This window comes from Novosphingobium sp. PY1, from assembly GCF_017312445.1.
Classification (GTDB): domain Bacteria; phylum Pseudomonadota; class Alphaproteobacteria; order Sphingomonadales; family Sphingomonadaceae; genus Novosphingobium.
Genome location: NZ_BLTI01000010.1, coordinates 57,510 through 76,831, shown reverse-complemented (window position 1 = coordinate 76,831; position 19,322 = coordinate 57,510). Strand labels below are relative to the sequence as shown.

The 19,322-nt window shown below is 64.3% G+C and carries 13 protein-coding genes; 9 read left to right on the top strand and 4 right to left on the bottom strand.

Annotated elements, in window-relative coordinates; genetic code table 11:
- The first annotated feature begins 1 nt into the window (after window position 1).
- Genes J3474_RS17480 through J3474_RS17455 form a run of 6 tightly spaced genes read left to right on the top strand, consistent with a single transcriptional unit; the run spans window position 2 to window position 9,065 of the window.
- A complete protein-coding gene (locus J3474_RS17480; protein ID WP_207095022.1) occupies window positions 2–883 on the top strand; it encodes a hypothetical protein in 882 nt (293 codons plus the stop codon).
- Window positions 880–2,964, top strand: a complete 2,085-nt coding sequence (locus J3474_RS17475) for a CoA transferase (RefSeq protein WP_242528453.1) — start codon at window positions 880–882, stop codon at window positions 2,962–2,964. Before J3474_RS17480 ends, J3474_RS17475 begins: the two co-directional genes overlap by 4 nt.
- On the top strand, window positions 2,961–4,247 hold the full coding sequence (locus tag J3474_RS17470; protein WP_207095021.1) for a 2-hydroxyacyl-CoA dehydratase subunit D: 1,287 nt from the start codon (window positions 2,961–2,963) through the stop codon (window positions 4,245–4,247). Before J3474_RS17475 ends, J3474_RS17470 begins: the two co-directional genes overlap by 4 nt.
- Window positions 4,244–5,275 carry a TRAP transporter substrate-binding protein DctP gene (gene dctP / locus J3474_RS17465; protein WP_207095020.1) on the top strand — a complete coding sequence of 344 codons (1,032 nt, stop codon included), beginning with the start codon at window positions 4,244–4,246 and terminating at the stop codon, window positions 5,273–5,275. Before J3474_RS17470 ends, dctP begins: the two co-directional genes overlap by 4 nt.
- Window positions 5,272–6,429, top strand: coding sequence for a CaiB/BaiF CoA-transferase family protein (locus J3474_RS17460; RefSeq protein WP_013832594.1), 1,158 nt, complete (start codon window positions 5,272–5,274; stop codon window positions 6,427–6,429). The genes dctP and J3474_RS17460 overlap by 4 nt, the downstream gene beginning before the upstream one ends.
- Entirely contained in the window at window positions 6,408–9,065 is a 2,658-nt protein-coding gene (locus J3474_RS17455) for a CocE/NonD family hydrolase (RefSeq protein WP_242528452.1), read from the top strand. Before J3474_RS17460 ends, J3474_RS17455 begins: the two co-directional genes overlap by 22 nt.
- A 192-nt stretch (window positions 9,066–9,257) precedes the next feature.
- On the opposite strand, the gene J3474_RS17450 is transcribed toward J3474_RS17455, so the two are convergent.
- The 3 genes from J3474_RS17450 to J3474_RS17440 are packed head-to-tail and all read right to left on the bottom strand — an operon-like array spanning window position 9,258 to window position 12,939.
- Window positions 9,258–11,456: a xanthine dehydrogenase family protein molybdopterin-binding subunit gene (locus tag J3474_RS17450; RefSeq protein WP_207095019.1), complete on the bottom strand. Its 2,199-nt coding sequence runs from the start codon at window positions 11,454–11,456 to the stop codon at window positions 9,258–9,260.
- Window positions 11,453–12,439: a xanthine dehydrogenase family protein subunit M gene (locus J3474_RS17445; RefSeq protein WP_207095018.1), complete on the bottom strand. Its 987-nt coding sequence runs from the start codon at window positions 12,437–12,439 to the stop codon at window positions 11,453–11,455. The genes J3474_RS17450 and J3474_RS17445 overlap by 4 nt, the downstream gene beginning before the upstream one ends.
- On the bottom strand, window positions 12,436–12,939 hold the full coding sequence (locus J3474_RS17440) for a 2Fe-2S iron-sulfur cluster-binding protein (RefSeq protein WP_013832598.1): 504 nt from the start codon (window positions 12,937–12,939) through the stop codon (window positions 12,436–12,438). Before J3474_RS17440 ends, J3474_RS17445 begins: the two co-directional genes overlap by 4 nt.
- 315 nt (window positions 12,940–13,254) lie before the next feature.
- Here J3474_RS17440 and J3474_RS17435 point away from each other — a divergent pair, with 315 nt between their 5' ends.
- Both J3474_RS17435 and J3474_RS17430 read left to right on the top strand, forming a co-directional pair.
- Window positions 13,255–14,109 carry a p-hydroxycinnamoyl CoA hydratase/lyase gene (locus J3474_RS17435; protein WP_207095017.1) on the top strand — a complete coding sequence of 285 codons (855 nt, stop codon included), beginning with the start codon at window positions 13,255–13,257 and terminating at the stop codon, window positions 14,107–14,109.
- A 28-nt stretch (window positions 14,110–14,137) separates the two neighbouring features.
- Entirely contained in the window at window positions 14,138–16,231 is a 2,094-nt protein-coding gene (locus tag J3474_RS17430) for an acetate--CoA ligase family protein (protein WP_207095016.1), read from the top strand.
- 14 nt (window positions 16,232–16,245) lie between these two features.
- Here the strand turns inward: J3474_RS17430 and J3474_RS17425 are convergent, their stop codons facing one another.
- Window positions 16,246–16,677, bottom strand: coding sequence for a MarR family winged helix-turn-helix transcriptional regulator (locus tag J3474_RS17425; RefSeq protein WP_148274967.1), 432 nt, complete (start codon window positions 16,675–16,677; stop codon window positions 16,246–16,248).
- A gap of 206 nt (window positions 16,678–16,883) precedes the next feature.
- On the opposite strand from J3474_RS17425, the gene J3474_RS17420 reads away from it, so the two are divergent.
- Entirely contained in the window at window positions 16,884–19,283 is a 2,400-nt protein-coding gene (locus tag J3474_RS17420; protein ID WP_013832603.1) for a TonB-dependent receptor, read from the top strand.
- Window positions 19,284–19,322 lie beyond the last annotated feature (39 nt).

Below are 19,322 nucleotides of genomic sequence, written 5' to 3'. Positions count from 1 at the left end.
GATGATTGCAATCGCTGGCCCAAATCTGCCGATTGAACTGCTCAATGCGACCGGACGCAATTCCGGTGCGATCCGCTTCGATCCGGACCTGGAGACCCCGCTCGCCGACCGCTGGCTGGAAAACAAGTTCGCTCCCTGGGCGCGGAGCGTGCTGGAGAGCTGGGCGAAAGGGACCTATGACGATCTCGACCAGGTGCTTTTCAGCCGCGCGGACGATACTTCGCAGCGCCTTTACTACTACGTCTGCGAACTCCAGCGCCTGGGGCAGCTGGGCGGCCCCGAAGCGATCATCCTCGACATTGCCAAGATCCCGCGGTGCACTAGCCTGGACCGGACTGTCGATAAGCTGCGCGAGATGGGCGAGCGGTTGGGCGTGAGCGAAGCGGATCTCGAAGAGGCCATCGTCGCAAGCCACGATACAGCGGGCGGTGAGAGTGCAGAGCCGGGCGAGGGCCGCGTCTGCCTGCTGGCTGGGAGCAATCCGCCCGACATGCGTTTGCACGATGCGGTCGCCAGGGCCGGATTTCGCGCTGCGGGGCGTACGCTCGCGCAGGAATGGGCCGACCTTGGCGCACCTGCCGAGCGCGGGAGCGGCAATCCCTACGCCGCCCTCGGCCGCAAGCTTCATGTCCGTGCCGAAGGACCGCGCAGCTTTGCCGATCCGGCGGCGACGCTGCGCGCCGGACTTGCGGCAAGCGACGCTGCGGCAGTCGTCCTCTGGCGCATCGAGGAAGACGAGGCGCAGTGCTGGCACCTGCCGCACGAGCGCGCTGCGATCGAAGCCTCGGGCTTGCCCTCCCTCATCCTCACTCGCCGCGATTGGCTGGGGCGCGACGGAGCCGCCGCGGAAATCGAGGCCTTTCTCATGGAGGTGAACGCATGAGCCTGCTGGCCGGACATCGCGTGGCCGTGCTGGGTTCAATGCACGATCGTCCGCTTGCGCGCTATCTCGCCTCGCTTGGCGCCGAATTGGGCGGATCGGTGGAAGACGCATCGTTCGTGATCGACGATCTTGGTCTTGAGGCGACCGCGGCTTTGCGGATCCCTGCCGATGCCGTCCACGTCTCGGTAACTGCCTTCGGCTCGGGTGGTCCGCGTTCGGCATGGCGCGGCGGGGAACTCGTGGCCTCAGCCATGGGCGGCGCGCTGCGCCTGACCGGCGAGCCAGGCGAGAAGCCGGTGAAGGAAGCGGGCGATGCCTGTACCTTTCACGCCGACATGGTCGCGGCGGCCGGAGCCATGGCGGCGCACTTCGCGCGTGGCACACATGGGCAGGGCCAGCACGTCGACGTATCGATCCAGCAAGTGGCGATGAGCCGCAACGTCAACGGCATCCTCGTATGGCAGTTTGACAAGCGCAAGCTCGATCGGGCCGGCGGGTGCATCGCTTATGGCCGCGCAAAAGTGCGGGTGATCTGGAAGCTCGCCGACGGCTGGTGTTTCCACGCGTTGATGACCGGGCGGCTGGGCGCACCTGCGAACCGCGCACTGTCGCAATGGATGGACGAGACCGGTTGCGACAATCCCATGCGCGAGGTCGACTGGCTGGCATACAACCGCTCGACCCTTCCGGCCGAGACGCGCGCCCAGTGGGAAGCGGCAATGGCCCGCTTCTTCGCCGCGCGCACCAAGGCGGAGATTGCCGAGGAGGGCCGCCGCAGGGGCATCAACGCCTGCGTCGTGAACGAACCGTCCGATGTCCTGCATGATGCGCATCTCGCCGCCCGCGGCTTCCTCGATACGCCGAGCGGCTTGCCCGAGCGCTTTGCGCTCGTGCGGGACGGTGCCGCCGTTGCGGCTCCGGCAATCCATGCGGGCACGCGGTCCGGGCCGCTTTCCGGCGTCAGGATACTCGATTTCGCCTGGGCGCTGGTCGGCTCGATCACCACCAAGACGCTGGGCGATCTTGGTGCGGAAGTGGTCAAGATCGAGACCCGTAACCGGCCCGATCTTGCGCGCATGGACGTGCAGGTGGCGGCATCTTCGGCCACCAGTCTCGACGACAAGCCGTGGTTCGCGAACCTAAATACTTCCAAGCGCAGTCTGACACTCGATCTCAAGCAACCTGCATCGCGCGAAGTGCTCGATCCCCTGGTGGACTGGGCGGACGTGGTGGTCGAGAACTTCTCGCCCGGGACGATGGCCAAGCTCGGGCTGGACTACGACCGGCTGGCGTCGCGCAATCCGGGTATCGTCATGGTTTCGGGGAGCGTCTTCGGCCAGACCGGTCCGCTGGCGCAGGAATGGGGTGTCGACGGAACCGGTGGAGCCTTGTCCGGCCGTACCTTCCTGACCGGCTATCCGGACGGTGAGCCGGTCATACCGGGCGCGGTGCCCTACGGTGACGTGATCGTTCCCTACGTCATGGCAGGCCATGTGGCCGCGGCGCTGCAACGCCGCCGCGAGACCGGGCAGGGGTGTCACATCGATGCTTCCATGTATGAAATCTGCGTCCAGCAGATGCGCGATTTCCTGGCGATGGCGCGGGCGGGGCAGCATCCTCGGCGGCTGGGAAACGCCGATCCCGCAGTACCGTTCCAGGATGTCTTCCCCGCCGCGGGGCAAGACCGTTGGGTGGCAATCAGCGCCTTTACGCCTGAGGAGCACAGCCGCCTGTTGGAGATTGCCGGCCCCGACATCGCCGCCTGGACCTGCACTCGCGAGGACCACGCCATCGCCGCGCAGCTGCAGGCCGCGGGCATAGCCGCCGGCGCATTGCAGGACTGCGAGGACCTGATCGAGCGCGATCCTCAGATCGCGACCCGCGAGGTCTTGTGGGACCTCGATCATCCGTTGCTCGGCAGGTTCGGGCACGTGGCGACGCCGATGCGTTTTTCGCGAGACCGGATGCAGCCTTTCCGCGCGCCTTCGATGGGCGAGCACAGTCATGAAATCGCCCGCAGTCTCTCGGGCCTCTCGGTGGCGGATATCGCCCGCCTCGATGACGACGGAGTATTCCATTGAGCCAATCCGCCAACCAGCGCAGCCGCAAGGTTCTTGCCTGTACCGCAAAGGCAACGGCCTACCAGAAGGCTTTCGGCCAGGACCTGCGCCGCCGCGTCGTCGACGATCAGGAACCCTACGCCATCGTCCAGGCCGACACACCGCACGAGCTGTTTCACGCGATGGGCATTCCCATCGTCACGAACCAGTGGTGGTCCGCCTACATTTCCGCCAAGCAGCTTTCCGGCCGCTATTTCGATGCCATGGTGGACAAGGGCTTTCCCGCCAATAGCTGCAAGTATTGCTCGCTCGGTCTTGCCTGCACGCTCGCCAACGAACCGGAGACAGCGCCCTGGGGCGGGCTGCCGACCCCGACGGTGCTGGTCGCGCGGTTGACCTGCGATTGCATCCAGCATGTCTTCGGCCTTTGGGCGAAGGAACTGGGCAGCGAGTTTTTCCCCATGGAAGCGCCCGCCTGGGAGCATAAGGAAGAGGATTGGTACGCAAACGCCAAGGCCGACTGGGAGCGCGTCTACCAGCCCGATCGGATTGCGCAGATGGTGCGGGAGATGGAAGACCTGATCGCCCTGCTGGAAGAACGCACGGGCCGCAAGTTCGACGCCGCCAGGTTCGAGACGCTGATGGAGCGGATCAACGAACAGGAAGGCTATATCTGGGAAGCCGCCCGCGCCATCGGCGAGGCGCGGCCGTGTCCGGTCTCCATTGCCGAGCAGATGCCCAATACGATGATCCCGCAGTGGCATCGCGGATCGGATTGGGCAGTTGCCCATGCCCGCGAATTCCGGGACGAGGTTCTGGAGCGGATTGCGAAGGGGCAGGGCGCCGCTGCGCAGGAGCGTCTGCGCCTGATGTGGATCGGCGCGGGGGTATGGCACGATCCCGGGTTCTACCAGGCGCTTGAGGAAAATCTCGGCGCGGTATTCGTCTGGTCGATGTACATGCCCTTTGCCGGGCCCGCTTACATCCGCGATATCAAGGGGCGGCCGATGGAGGCTCTCGCCAGCCGCGTTGCCTCGATGAATGAAACGCTGCACCTGCCGCCGTGGATGAGCGGCTGGATGACCGCGGAAGCCGAGCGCTGCGGGATCGATGCGGCGGTGATCCTGCTCCCGCCTGACAACCGCCTCTCGCAATCGGGCACGAAGCTGACCGCGCTGGCGCTGGAGAAGGCCGGCGTACCTGTACTGATGATTGATGCCGACATGGTCGACGCCAAGATCTGGGATCATGACCGGATGGTCGCGATGGTCGAGGACTTTCTGCGGGACAAGGGACTGGCATGAAGCGGTTGGCCGCCTTGCTGGCGCTGGCCTTGCTGGCGTCCTGTTCCCGGCCCTTGCCCCAGGGCGTGACCGAGCTGGTCTATGCCTCCCCTTATCCGCCTTCGCATCCCTTTAGCCGGGCCGACCAGCGCTGGATCGACTTTGTCGAGAAGCGCTCGGGCGGCAAGCTGGTGATCCGTCCGATCTGGTCGGGGGCCTTGTTGTCTTCCGACATGTCGATGGAGGAGATCCGTCATGGGGTGGCCGACATAGGCCTGATCACCCCGATCTATTCGCGCGGCGGCACGCATCTGCTTCGCACGCAGACGGGCTTCTACAGCGGGGCGGATACGATTGAATCGCAGCTCTCGCTTTATCATTGCATGGCGAGTGCAGTGCCCGAGTTCTCGCGCGAGCTGACCGGGCTGAAAGTGCTGGCCGTGCAGGGCGGGGTGCTGCCCGGCATCCTGACGCGCAACCGCAAGGTCGAGCATCTCGCAGACCTCAAGGGCCTGCGCATAAGGGCGCCGACCGAACTGCTGCCCATTCTGCAGGCACTCGGTGCCGATCCGGTCGACTTGCCGATGGGCGAGGTTTACAGCGCCCTTGCCAAGGGGGTGATAGACGGCGTCGTCGCTCCACCCGATACCTTGCGTTCGCTTCATTTCGCGGAAGTGACGCGTTATTTCTTCGAACTGCGCATCCCGCGCGGTGCCTATCCCGGGCGCGCCATGGACCTCGATGCCTGGAACGCGCTTGATCCTTCGCAGCGGGAAATCCTGGAAGAAGGCATTGGTGTCTGGGAGCAGGCGCTTGCCGAGGAGAACCGCGCTGCTGCAGCGGCAGGCAAGGCGGCGGGGCGCGGGATCATTGTCGACAGTCCGGCCGAACCAGCTGAACAGGCGCGGTTCGAGGCCCTTTATCTGCGCGAGGCAAAACAGACCGCGCGCTCGCTCGAACAATACGGAATCAATGGAATGAAAGCCTATCGCGTGGCTCGCGAAAGTCTTGTCGCCCGCAATCGGGTCAAGTGTGGAGGTCGCTCATGACGCAGCCGCTAGCCGGGATGAGGGTGGCCGATTTCAGCCATGTCATGGCGGGCCCCTTCGCCAGCCACCTGCTGCGCCTGATGGGTGCGGAAGTGATCAAGATCGAATCTCCCAATGGGGATCAGTTTCGCAACTACGGCTCGAACCGCCAGTACGATGGAATGAGCCCGGCCTTCATCGCGGCCAATGTTGGCAAGAAGAGCATTGCGCTTGACCTGAAGGACCCGAAGGACATTGAAATTGCGCGGGAAATCGTCGCGCGCAGCGACGTACTACTGGAGAACTTCAGACCCGGCGTTATCGCCCGCCTCGGCTTCGGATACGAAGCGGTGCGGGCCATTCGGCCCGGTATCGTCTTCTGTTCCGTTTCGGGATATGGCCAGGACAGCCCGCAACGCGACTGGCCCGCCATCGATAATATCGTTCAGGCGACGAGCGGTATGATGATGCTGAGCGGCGCGGAGGGCGATCCGCCAGTGCGCGTGGGCTTCCCCATCGTCGATACGCTGACTGGCCAGACCGCGGCTGTCGCGATCCTGGGCGCGCTGTTGCAGCGAGAGCGGACCGGCGAGGGTGCCTATATCGACGTATCGATGCTCGACGCGAGCCTGGCCTTCATGACTTCCGCACTTACGCCTTATCTCGTGACCGGTAGCCCGCTGCGGCGGCTCGGCAACACCGGCTACAGCGAATTGCCGACCGCTGCGCTCTACGAAACGCGCGACGGGCGGCACGTCTCGCTTGGCGTAGTGCAGGAGAACCAGTTCGCCGCGCTCGCACGCGAACTCGGGCGGCAGGACTGGCTCAGCGATCCGCGCTACGCCACGGCCGATGCGCGCCGGACCAACTTCGATGCGATGCACGGGGAACTGGCAGCGATCTTCCTGACTCGAGATTCCGGCGATTGGGAACGGGACCTCAGCAATGCAGGCATCCCTTGCGGCAAGATCCGCCGGGTCGGTGAAGCGGCGAGCCTCGCCACCCCCGACGCGCTGATGGAGATGTCGATCGCGGGTTTGCCGGGAGGCGACCGGGTCTCGGTACCCAACGCGGGTTTCCGCATGCGGCCGGGGCAACCGGGTACGAACGAGGCTCCGCCGACAATTGATCAACACCGGGAGGAGATACTGCAATGGCTGGCATCCGGGCAATGACAGGTGAATTCCGGGTGGGCCGTGCGCATCGGCTTTGGCGCAGGACGGCCGTGTTTCTCTCCGCTTTGGCCGCCGGCTCCCTTGTTGTCGCTTCGGGCGTGCGGGCCGAAGACTATCCCGATTACACGCGCAGTTCCTTCTATGTGCCGGTCAGGGACGGCACGAAACTGGCCATGAACGTCTATCGTCCCGCCAATGCAGACGGCGTCACAGACGAGAAACTGCCGGTGATCTTCGCCTTCACGCCCTATCGCGCACGCTACAAGGACAAGGACGGCAAGATCGTCGAGGCCGCACTGGGCGACCAGCTGGCCCTGCGCTCGCTGCTACGGGCAGGCTATGTCGTCGCCGTGGCCGACATCCGCGGAAAAGGGGCCTCCTTCGGCCATCGCCGCGGCTTCCAGGACCGTACCGAGGCGCGCGACGGATACGACCTCGTCGAGTGGCTGGCGCACCAGCCATTTTCCAGCGGCAAGGTCGGAATGATCGGCTGTTCCTATCTGGGCGGCACGACGATGCACACGGTCAGTACCGCGCCGCCCTCGCTCAAGGCCGCGTTCATTGGCGCGACCGATTGGGACAAATATGCCTTCGTGCGCCGGGGCGGCCTGACCGCGCAGTTCAATACCCGGCCTGACGAGCCGCCGACGGTCGATCTTGCCAGCGTGCCGGTCGACGCCGATCCCGACGGTGCGATGCTGCGCAAGGCCGTGGCGGAGCATGCCGCGAACACTTCGATGGGCGGTCTGTGGTACTCCATGCCCTATCGTGACAGCGTGTCGCCGCTGACGGGCAATGACTTCTGGAACGAAGTGGCGATCTGGCGCTACGCCGATGCGATCCGCAAGTCGGGCATTGCGACCTACATGTGGGGGAACTGGAAGGACGAACCGACGAGCCAGGTCCTGGTTGCCGCGAAGAACCTTGGCAGTCGGCTCTTGGTGGGCCCCGGGAGCCACTGCGTGCCGCCGCCGGGCTTCGATTTCACCGGGGAGATCACGCGCTATTTCGATTACTACCTGAAGGGCGCTGACAACGGATTTTCCGCGCAGCCGCCGGTGACATTCTGGTCGGCCGACGGCAATGCCGAGGGTCACTACGTGCGACAGGACGCCTTGCCTGGCGCCGGTTCGACCACCTGGTCGTGGTATCTGAATGGGGGCGACATGGTTGGCGCGCGCGCGCTTTCTTCCCGCCCCGGTGAAAGCGGTACGGACCGGTTCACGGTCGATTATGATGTAGCCAATGACGCTTATTTCGCGTTCTGGCCCGAACCGCTCGACGCCCATGGGATTACTTATACCAGTGCCCCGCTCGAGCATCCGGTGGACCTGCTCGGCTATCCGCTGGCGCATCTGCAGTTGCAGTCGGACCGTCCCGATGCCGATGTCTTCGTCTATCTGGAGGAAGTATCTCCGGGCGGGGCGGCGCAAGTGCTTTCGTTCGGGCGGCTTAAGCTGTCGCACCGCGCGATCGCTCCGGCGCCATGGAACAACCTCGGACTGCCCTGGCATAGCGGACTGCGCAAGGACGTCGCGCCGCTGGGCAAGGGCGAGACCGCTCGCATGGAAATCGCCATGATGCCGCTCTCTCACCGGATCGAGCCGGGCTATCGGCTGCGCTTCGTGATGACCGGAGCAGATCCGCGTCAGCGCAACCTGGCCGAGGTGCGCCAGGACCCGCCGCCGGTGCTGGAAATCGAGCGCGGCTGGCAGTCCGGCTCGCGCATAGACCTGCCGCTGCGCGAACCGCACGACGCTGCCATTTCCGGCCAGATCGGCGGGCCGGGTGGGCGCGGCACCTATCCGGCGGTGGCGCAGGCACGCGCCGATGCGCCGGGCTATACGATCTATCGTCCGCAAGTTCTGCCGGAAGGAAAACTACCGCTCGTCCTGTGGGGCAATGGCGGTTGCCGCGACGACGGGTTGAGCGCCGGACATGCGCTCAAGGAATTCGCCAGCCACGGCTATCTCGTTATCGCCAACGGCGCCCCGCGCCAGGAGCGCCCGGTGCTTGCCGCCCTGCCGCAGCCGGGTGAGGGTCCCATGCACATGCCGACCGAGGCCGAGCGCAAGGCCGACGAAACCTCGGCCGCGCAAATGCTTGCCGCGATCGACTGGGCCGAACGCGTCAATGCCGATCCCGCCGATCCGCTCTACGGTCATATCGATACGACGCGGATCGCCGCCACGGGGCATAGCTGCGGTGGCTTGCAGGCGCTGGCCGCGGGCGCCGATCCGCGCGTCGACACGGTGATCGCCTTCGGCAGCGGGGTTTACAATCGAACCGGGTCGGGCCTGAGCGGGGTGAAGATCGTCAAGGACGACCTCAAGCGGCTGCACACGCCCGTCGCCTATATCCTGGGCGGTCCGACCGACATTGCCTATCCCAACGGCACCGACGACTTCGCGCGGATTGCACATGTCCCGGTTATGCTGGCAAATCTGCCGGTCGGCCATGGCGGGACGCTTGCGCTGGCCGATGGTGGCGAATGGGCGCGCGTGGGTGCCACATGGCTGGACTGGCAGTTGAAGGGCGACAGGCAGGCCGGACTGATGTTTACCGGGCAAGACTGCGGGCTTTGCAAGACGCCTGGCTGGACTGTGAAGCGAAAGCAATTTCCCGCGAAGCCGTGATCCCTTCTGCCCGACGCGCCCCGTTCATGCGGCGCTTCGGGCGTTGTACTGCGACGACTTGTCCCGCGCGTGATCCCGCGCGCGATGGTGCCATGATTCTTGGCCGGGGAGCGGTAGCATTCGGCCCACCGCGAGGCATGGGCTGACCGGTAACGGGCGCGCAGATACTGAATGGGTGCCTGCAGCTGACGGTCAATCGGGCAGCGCCGCCAGTACCCTGTCGGGGGTCATCGGAAAGTCGAACAGGCGTGCGCCGCAGGCGTTGTAAATTGCGTTGGCAATCGCGCCGGCTCCCCCGCACATGGCCAGTTCGCCCACGCCTTTTGCCTGGATGGCGCTGGCGGCGGGATCGCGCTCCTCCAGCATCAGCACCTCGAGGTCGGGAACGTCGCGGTGGACGGGCACATGATATTCGGCGAGGTCGCAATTGACGAGGTGGCCGTCGCGTGGGTCGAACAGCAGCGCCTCGGTCAGAGCGGCGCCGATACTCCAGGTCATGCCGCCGATGCACTGGGAGCGCGCGGTCTTGGCGTTCAGCACGCGGCCGATGCCGAAGGCTCCCAGCATTCGTGAGACTCTCGCTTCGCCGGTATGTCGATTGACGCGCACTTCGGTGAAGAACGCGCCGAAACTTGATGCCGCGAAGTCTTCGGAGATCGCGCCTGGCTCGTAATGACCGACTACCGAAAGCGGCTGCCCCTCAAGCAGATCGCCGATCGGTCGGCCGGAACTTCCTGCGATCCTTCCGTCCTCCAGCTTCAGATCCTTCGGCGAAACGCCTGCCTTTCCGGCAAGCCGGTTGCGGATCTCCTCGCAGGCAACCGACACCGCCGATCCTACCGAGGCGGCGCCCCAGCTTCCGCCCGACCCGGGACCGCGGGGAAAGGCAGTGTCGCCCAGTTCGACGAGCACCTTCTCGCCGGGTAGACCCAACATCTCCCCCGCGATTTGGGCGAGGATGGCGTAAGTGCCGGTGCCGATGTCGGTCATATCGCTCTGGACCGTGGCGGTGCCGTCGGGATTGAGCGTGACGCTTGCCTTGGCCTCGGCGACATTGTGGACCCGCGCTGCACTGGCCATGCCGGTGCCGATCCACCATTCGCCCTCCCGCCGATGACGGGGCTTGCGCGGTCCATGGTCCCACCCGAAGGCTTCTGCACCTTTCGTGAGGCATTCGGCGAGCCCGTGGGCGGTGAACGGAAGGTCTTGGGTTGGGTGCTTGTCCGGTATGTTGCGAAGACGCAGTTCCACAGGGTCGATCCCCGCCTTTTCGGCAAGGCAATCCATGGCCGCCTCGAGCGTCGGCATGCCGACCGCCTCGCCCGGCGCGCGAACCGATCCGGCGGTCATGCGATGGACGCGCGCGACTTCGAGTTGGAGCAGACGATTTTCGCCGCCATAGAGAAAGGCGCTGGACTGCAGCACCGGTTCGGCAAAGGGTTCTGCGGGAAGGTTGGAAACGCGCGCCTCGTGACCGAAGCCTGTCAGCCTGCCTTCAGCATCGGCAGCCAGTTGCAGGCGTTGCTGCGTCTCGGATCGGCGCATGATTGTCTGGAACACCTGCCTGCGGGTCATCACAACCCGGACCGGCCGCTGCAGTTCCATCGCCGCAAGCGAGGCGGCCAGGGTTTCCTGACTGATGCCAAGCTTTGAGCCGAAGCCCCCGCCCACGTAACGCGCCACAAGGCGGATGGCGTCCTCATCCAGTCCCAGCGCATCGGCGAGTTCGGCGATGTTGTAATTGGGCATTTGCAGGGAGGCATAAACCGTCAGCTTCTGGCCGTCCCATTTGGCGATGGCGGCGTGCGGTTCCATGGCAGCGCTGGCGTGGCCCTCGGTCGTGTATGTTAGGTCGACGCTGTGCGCCGCCGTAGCCATGGCGTGTGCGAGATCGCCTGTCTGTGTCCCACCTTTCTTTAGTTTGGCGTCGACTGCGGCGGGATCGAGCGGCAACTCGGCTGGGTCCTGCGCCTCAAAGTCGAACCGCAGGCGCTTTGCCGCGTGGCTCGCCTGTTCGAAAGTTTCGGCGACGACGAGAGCGATCGGCTGGCCATGGTAGGCGATCTCTCGCGGGTCTTGCTTCGGCGCTTTTCCGGCCGTGCCCTGGGCAGGGCGCACGGTCATGCGCTCATCGTCGATGACTGCGACGACGCCATCCATCGCCAGGGCTGCCTCCTTGTCGATCCGCGAGATGCGGCCCTTGGTGAAAGGTGCGGTGACCAGCACACCGTGCAGGCACCCGGGGACGACATATTCGGCCGAATAGGGCGCCGTGCCGGTGACCTTGGCCAGACCCTCCGGCCGCGACAGCGGTTTGCCGATGATCTTCTGCCCGAAACTGTCGAGCAGGTTGCGGTTGTCGGGTTCGTCCTGACGGAAATGAACGGTCACAGTGCAACTCCCGTGGCATCGCCCAGCACGGCCTTGAGGGTCCGGCGCGCGAGAGGAATCTTGAAATCGTTCTCACCAAAACCCTTAGCCTCTTCGAGCAGCAGGTCGGCGGCTTGTTCGAAAAGAGCTTCGTCGGGCGTCTTTCCCATCAGCAGTTCGGACAGGCGCGGATCGTGCCAGGGCTTGTGGGCAAGGCCGCCGAAGGCAAGTTCGGCGCGGGCGATGCGTCCCTCGGCCATGTCGACGATGGCGGCAACCGAGACTAGCGCGAAAGCGTAGGAGGAACGCTCGCGAACCTTGCGGTAGAGCTGCTTGCCGGGAACCGGGGGCGGCAGGGTTATCGCGGTGATGATTTCGCCAGCTTCCAATACATTGTCCTTCCAGGGCGTGTCGCCAGGCAGACGATGGAATTCACGCACCGGTACCGTTCTGAGTTCATGGTCGCCCTTCGCGATCTCGACAGTGGCGCCGAGCGCCGCAAGCGCCACGGCCATGTCTCCGGGATAAGTGGCGATGCACTGGTTGCTGGAGCCGAGTACCGCATGGAGCCTCGCGATGCCGGGGATGGCGCCGCAGCCCGATCCGGGGTCGCGCTTGTTGCAGGGCTGGCTGGTGTCGGTGAAGTAATAGCAGCGCGTGCGCTGGCACAGATTGCCACCGGTGGTTGCGCGGTTGCGAAGCTGTTGCGTCGCACCGGCCAGTATCGCCCGGGACAGCACAGGCCAGTCCGAGCGGACGCGTTCATCCACCGCCACGGCCGTATTCGTCGCGAGTGCACCGATGCGCAGGCCGCCACCGTCGAGCCCGGCAATATCGCTCATCGGCAGGCGATTGACGTCCACCAGCGTGTCCGGCGCGGTCACTTCGAGCTTGAGCAGATCGACCAGATTGGTACCGCCCGCAATCGGCGAGGCGGTGTCCGCTGCACAAAGTTGCGCGGCGTGGGAGAGGCTTTCGGCGCGCTGGAAATCGAAGGGCTTCATGCCGGTTCCGCCGACGAAGCTGCGAGAATGGCCTCGACGATGTTGGCATAGGCGCCGCAGCGGCACAGATTGCCGCTCATGCGTTCGCGAATTTCTTCGTGGGTGAGGGTGACCGGGCCATTCAGGTCATCGCTCGCATCGCTTGGCCAGCCGATCGTGATTTCGTCGAGGAGCGCCGTCGCCGAACAGATCTGCCCGGGAGTGCAGTAACCGCACTGGAAACCGTCATGCTCAACGAAGGCGCGTTGCAGCGCGGAAGGGGCCTGCAAGGTTCCGATGCCTTCGATCGTCGTTACGCTGTCGCCATCGTGCAGCGCCGCCAGGGAGAGGCAACTGTTGATCCGCAGCCCGTTCACGATGACCGTGCAGGCCCCGCACTGCCCGTGATCGCAACCCTTCTTGGTTCCCGTCAGGCCCAGGTGGTCACGGAGAAAGTCGAGCAGGGTGATGCGTGGATCGCCCGGCAAGTCGTGGCTTTGCGAATTGATGGTGATGGCCATGAAGCTCTCCTTGTTCGGACAAAGCTTCAGGGCCTGCGGAAGTTCCCTGAACGATCACGACTGCCTCTCGTGGCGCAGGTTGGGGCGCAAAGCCCGGCCGGCCCGGGCTAAGGGCACCTCAGCGGAGCAAGCGTGGTTCAATCCTCCCATTCATGGCCGGAGAGCACCTTCGGTCCGCCACAGCCTTCGCCTTTGCGCCGGGAATTGTCGTGGCTGGAAAATTGATATGCAAAATAGCTATTGATCATAGCAAAAACTTTGGCTAGTACTTGTGCTATAGGGGCCGATGCGTTCGGCATTTTAGGGAGATGATCCATGGCTAAGCCATCACAACCAGATCCGCGTCCTGAAGAGGAAACCGTCCGCTACGACATCGAGGACGGTGTTGCGTGGGTCTATTTCAATCGCCCCGACAAACGCAATTGCATGAGCCCCAAGCTCAACCGCCAGATGATGCGCGTGATCGAAGATCTCGAGTTTCGTGACGACGTTCAGGTTCTCGTCCTCGCCGGTGAGGGCGTGGCTTGGTCTGCGGGCATGGACCTGCTCGAATATTTCCGCATGAACGAGGAAAAGGGCATCGGTGCCATCCGCCAATCCCAGCGGGAAGCCTATGGCTGGTGGGAACGGCTGCGCTGGTACGAGAAGCCCACGGTCGCGATGGTCAACGGCTGGTGTTTCGGCGGTGGCTATGGCCCGCTCTTCGCCTGCGACCTTGCTTTCTGCGCGCAGACTGCGCAATTCGGCCTGTCCGAGATCAACTGGGCGATCCTGCCCGGCGGCGGGGCAAGCAAGGTTGCTGCCGAGCTGCTGAGCTTCCGCAGGGCGATGTACCATGCGATGATGGGTGAGAACCTGACCGGTGAACAGGCAGCCGAATGGGGCCTCGTCAACGAGTGCCTGCCGGACGACAAGCTCAAGGCGCGCGTGCAGGAAGTCTGCGACAGCCTGAAGAAGAAGGACACCAACGCCCTTCGCGCCACGAAGTGGGCGATCCGCCGGGTGCGAGAAATGACTTACGACAACGCCGAGGACTACCTCGTGCGGACGCAGGAAGCTCTGAACGATTTCGGCGGCAAGCAGAGCCGCAAGGAGGCGACCCGCCAGTTCCTCGACGAAAAGTCGTACAAGCCGGGGCTGGGCGCCTTCGACAAGAGCAAGTTGGACTAAGAAATCATTTCCGGGAGAGGTGCGAGACATGAAGCGCCCGAAGATCATCGACAGGTTGCTCAGGCCGCGATCCGTCGCCGTCGTTGGCGCATCGGACAAGCCCGGTGCGCTGGGAGCCTCGATGTTGGCAAACCTCGAGCGCAACGGGTTTGATGGGGCGATCTACCCCATCAATCCCAAGCGCAACGAGATCGGCGGGCGCAAGTGCTACGCAGGGATCGAGGACTTGCCCGAGGGCGTCGACTGCGCTGTCCTCGCCATTCCGCGCGCGGGCATTCTCCCGGCGCTGAAGGGGCTGGCCGACCGCGGTGTTGGCGCGGCCGTCATCTTCTCTGCCGGGTTTGCCGAAGATGGCGAGGAAGGTCTTGCCGAACAGCGCGAGATCGCCGCGATTGCGGAACGGCATGGCATTGTCGTCGAAGGGCCCAACTGCCTCGGTTGTGTCAATCACGTCGACAAGGTGCCGCTGACCTTCGTGGAAACGCGCTGCCAACCGCCGCAGGGCCCCGGGATCGCAGTCGTGTCGCAGAGCGGGGCGATGGCTGCCGTGCTGGCCACGATGCTGCAGTCGCGCGAGCTGGGTATCAGTTATACGGTCTCGACCGGTAACGAGGCGGCGAGCGGGGTTGAGGACTATCTCGACTGGCTCGTCGACGATGCACACACTCACGTCATCGCCATGATCGTCGAGCATTTCCGCCAGCCGCGCGCCTTTCTGCAGGCGGTCGAACGGTTGCGTGCGGCAGGCAAGGAAGTTGTCCTGCTGCATCCGGGGCGGTCCAGCGCCGCGCGGGAAAGCGCAGCGACCCATACCGGGGCCATGGCGGGCGACTACAAGGTCATGCGCGCGATGGTCGAGCAGGCCGGGGTCGTCATGGCGGAGACTTTGGAGGAACTGGCCGATGTATCCGAAATCGCGGTCCGCTCGCCGGGCCTGCCGGAAGCGGGCGCTGCGGTGTTGGGCGAGTCCGGTGCCTTCAAGGCGTTGACGCTAGACCTCTCGGAAGAATTGGGCCTTGCCCTGGCTCCGCTTGGCAATGCCGACAGTCCCGCGCTCCGGGCGGCCTTGCCCGAATTCGTCCCGGTCTCCAATCCGCTCGACATAACGGCGATGGGATTGTCGCAGCCGCAGATCTACACCGAGACCATTGAGGCGCTGCTGGTCGACGATCGCGTCGGCGCCATCCTCGTCGGGCTTATCCAGACCGATGCGACGACTTGTGCCTTGAAGTTTCCCGCCTTGCTCAAGGCCCTCGAAGGGCGCGAAAGCAGCAAAGCTGTCGTATTCGCCGGGCTTGACGAAGGTGCCGAGGTGCCGCGCGAATGGCTGGAGCGTCTGCGTTCTGCGGGCATCGCCTGCTTTCCGAGCACGGAGCGTGCCTTGCGGGCGATTGCGCGTCTCACCCATCGCAAGGCCAAGGTTGGCGCGACACCGGCCGCCCCCTTGCCGCTTGCCGGTCTCGAGGCCGGCACGATCCCGGAATATCGTGCCAAGCAGATCTTGGCAGGGGCGGGAATTGCCTTTCCGGAAGGCCGCTTCGCCGCCAGTGCTGATGAGGCAGTGACTGCCGCTGCCGCGCTTGGCGGGCGTGTGGCGATGAAGGCGCAGGCTTCGGCATTGGGGCACAAGAGCGATGCCGGCGGAGTCCGGCTGGGGCTCGCGGGCGAGACGGTCGTTCGCGAGGCATGGGCGACCATGTACGAGGCCGTGTCGGCCTACGATCCCACGATCGCGTTGGACGGCGTGCTGATCGAAGCCATGGGGGAGCCCGGAACGGAGATGATCGTCGGCGCCAAGCGCGATCCCGAATGGGGGCCTGTGGTTCTGGTCGGCTTCGGCGGCGTTACCGCGGAAATCCTTGGCGATGTCACGCTGATCACCCCGGGCGAGAGTGTCGACGCGATCGCCGCTGCCATTCACGGCCTGGCCCAGGCGCCCCTGCTGCGAGGATTTCGCGGCACCCCGCCGCGCGATGTTGCGGCGCTGGCACGCCTCGCCGAGACGGTGGGCAGGGTCATGGAGGGCAACGATCGCATCCTCGAGATCGATCTCAATCCCGTGATGCTCTACGATGAAGGGCAGGGGCTGTCGGTGCTCGATGCGTTGATGCTCGTTGCCTGAGGCGGCGAGCGCGATCAGTCCTCGGTGTGCCAGATCGCCCGTAGCGCCGGAGCCAGGTGTTCGCGATGTTCAGCGGGAATACGTTCCAGCAGGTCGAATTCGAACTGGTCCAGAATCGCGCGGGCATCGGCCATGATGGTCTCGCCGTCCACAGTCAGGTGCAGCCCGTGCGACTTTCCGTCGAGCGGGACCTTCTCGATCAGCCCACGTTCCTCCAGCCGCCGCAGCAGGGGCACCATGTTCGCGCTCTTGATGTCGAGGACACGGCCGATATGGCTGGCGATCACGTTGGGTTCGGCATCGATCATCATCAAGACCGACGCGTCGACCTGGCGCAGGTCGAGCATCGAAAGCCGATCGTTGAGATCGCTCATTGCAGCCGCTGCAGCGCGCTTCAGCTGGTAACCCGGCCGTTCTTCCAGCGGGTCGGTCACGTCATCTGCCACGTTTTCGGTATCTCCCTGCGCATGGCGCCAAGTTGCGGTGTTAAAGCTCGTTCACAACGAAGCGAAGACTGTCAAGCTGGGTGGCCATGTTTTATCCTTGCGCTTAGCAGGATATTGCTATAGCCAATAGCTATAAATAAGAACAGTGGCCAAAGGCCATAAAAGCGCATCATCGGGCAAAATGCCCGAATTCAAGGGAGGTGGGCATGCAAAAGCATTCTAAATTCATTCGGGCATTCTATGCAGCATCGACTTGCTTGTCGCTGGCAGCGGTCGGGCTGGCCGCGCCCGCGTTGGCCCAGGAAGGCGACGCAGATACGCAGGCCAGACGCGATCAGGCCGCGGGGAACATTATCGTCGTCACCGCAAGACGGCGTGAGGAAAGCCTTCAGGAAACGCCTGTCGCGATAACGGCACTGTCTGCAGAGATGCTGGAAAGCCGGCAGATCCAGCAGACCCAGGACCTTGAGCGGGTAACCCCCAGTCTTCAGTTCAAGTCTGCCGGGCAGCTGTCGGGCAACAGCGCGGCGACCGTCGTGTTCATTCGCGGCATCGGTCAGCTGGACCCGACCGCTGCGGTCGATCCGGGCGTGGGCATCTATATCGACGAAGTCTATGTGGGCCGGGCCGTAGGCGGGGCAATCGACTTCGGCGATATCGCCGGCGTTGAAGTTCTGCGCGGGCCGCAGGGTACGCTTTTCGGCCGCAACACGATCGGCGGCGCCATCCTTGTGCGCACCAAGCAGCCGGTACTCGGTGAGTTCAGCGGCAAGGGGCGGGTGCGCATCGGCAACGACGACCTGCGCGAAGGCTTCGCGGCGCTGAACCTGCCGTTCGGCGAAACGGTTGCGGCGCGCGTATCAGGCGGTTTTCGCAAGCGCGACGGCTATGTCACGCGTGTCTATGACGGACTCGATCTGGGCAATGACAATTCCTGGAGCCTTGGCGGTTCGATCAAGTGGGAGCCGTCGAGCGACTTCGACCTGTTCATTCGCGGCGACTACAACAAGCGCGACGAGAACGGCGCGCCGTTCGTATTCGCTGGCATCAACGAGAATGCGCCGGTTCCGGCTATTGTCAGCGTTGGGGCGGGCTGTCCGGGCGCGACCATTCCGTTCGCGCCGCTCACACCCGGCGATCCCCGGTTTGGAGCGCCTTTCGTGCCTTCGATCGACGATGCGCGCTGCGCCAACGACTATCAGGCGCTGGGCAAGTTCACCAATGGCGGCACCGCGCCGGTCACCAGCACTTCCGAGACCTGGGGCCTTGCCGCGACCGCTCGGGCAACCCTGTCCGACTGGCTGAGCTTCAAGACGATCACATCCTATCGCAAGACGAAGTCGCGCGGTGTGCGCGATGCCGACAACACGCCGTTCGACATCCTGACCACCGATCTCACCACCAGTTCCGAGCAGTTCAGCCAGGAGTTCCAGTTCCAGTTCGATTTCGATCGGCTGAACATGATCGTGGGCGGGTTCTACTACAACGAGAAGAGCTTCGAGCGGGCCACGGTGCTGCTGGCTTTCCCGCCGTCGCCGCCTGTCATTTCCTCTGTCCTCACTGGCGGTCCGGGCAGCCGCGACCTTCAGCTCTCGGATCTCAAGACGGATTCGGTCGCCGGGTTCGGTGAAGTTTCCTACGAGCTGACCGACGATCTCGAAGTGTCGGTCGGAGCGCGTTACACCAAGGACAAGAAGTCCTACATCGGCAACGTCAGCAGTCTGTTCCCCGCGACGCTGCCGGACCCCGATCCGATCCCGACCGAGGCAATCCCCGATGGCGGGCCGCTGTACATATACTATCGTCCCTATCGCAAGAGCTTCTCCGCGCTCACCGGGTCGGCGAGCATCCGCTACAACGTGGCGCCTTGGCTGAGCACTTATGTGTCTTATGCCAACAGCTTCAAGTCGGGCGGCTTCAATACCCGCTACAACGCACCGCCGCCGGGCTTCGTGCCGGTACCCTTCGACGAGGAGAAGGTGACCAGCTATGAAGTGGGTGCGAAGTTTGACCTGGGCGATGTCCGGTTGAATCTTGCTGCCTTCCGCGCCGACTACAAGGACATCCAGCTCATCTTCCGCCAGGGCCCGGTGCCGCTGCTGTTCAATGCGGGCAAGGCGCGCATGCAGGGCTTCGAAGCTGAATTCAGCTATCACACGGCCTGGGGCCTGCAGATCGATGCGGGGCTGAGCCACCTCGACGACCAGATCCGTTCGGTTACCGCAATCCCTGGCGCAACCGCGACGATCGCGCCGGGTGACGAACTGCCGCTCACGCCCTCGTTCCAGGGTAACCTGGGCATCGGTTATGAAGTCATGCTGGGCAACTGGACCCTGACCCCGCGCGTGGACGTCAGCTACCAGACCAAGACGACCTTCATCACCGGCAGCGTGCCCGAGATCGAACAGGGCGACTATGCGGTCACCAATGCGTCGATCACGCTGGCGCAGGACGGCAAGGGGCTCACGGTCCAGGCCGGAGTCCAGAACCTGTTCAATGAACACTACAAGGTTCAGGGCAATGCCTCGCTTGCGACGCTGGGCTATGCCGAAGTGATCTATGCCCGGCCGCGCGCGTGGTACATGCAGGTCGGCTATGAATTCTGATCATCACCTGACTGGCGATCTCGCTTGATCGCCGCGGCC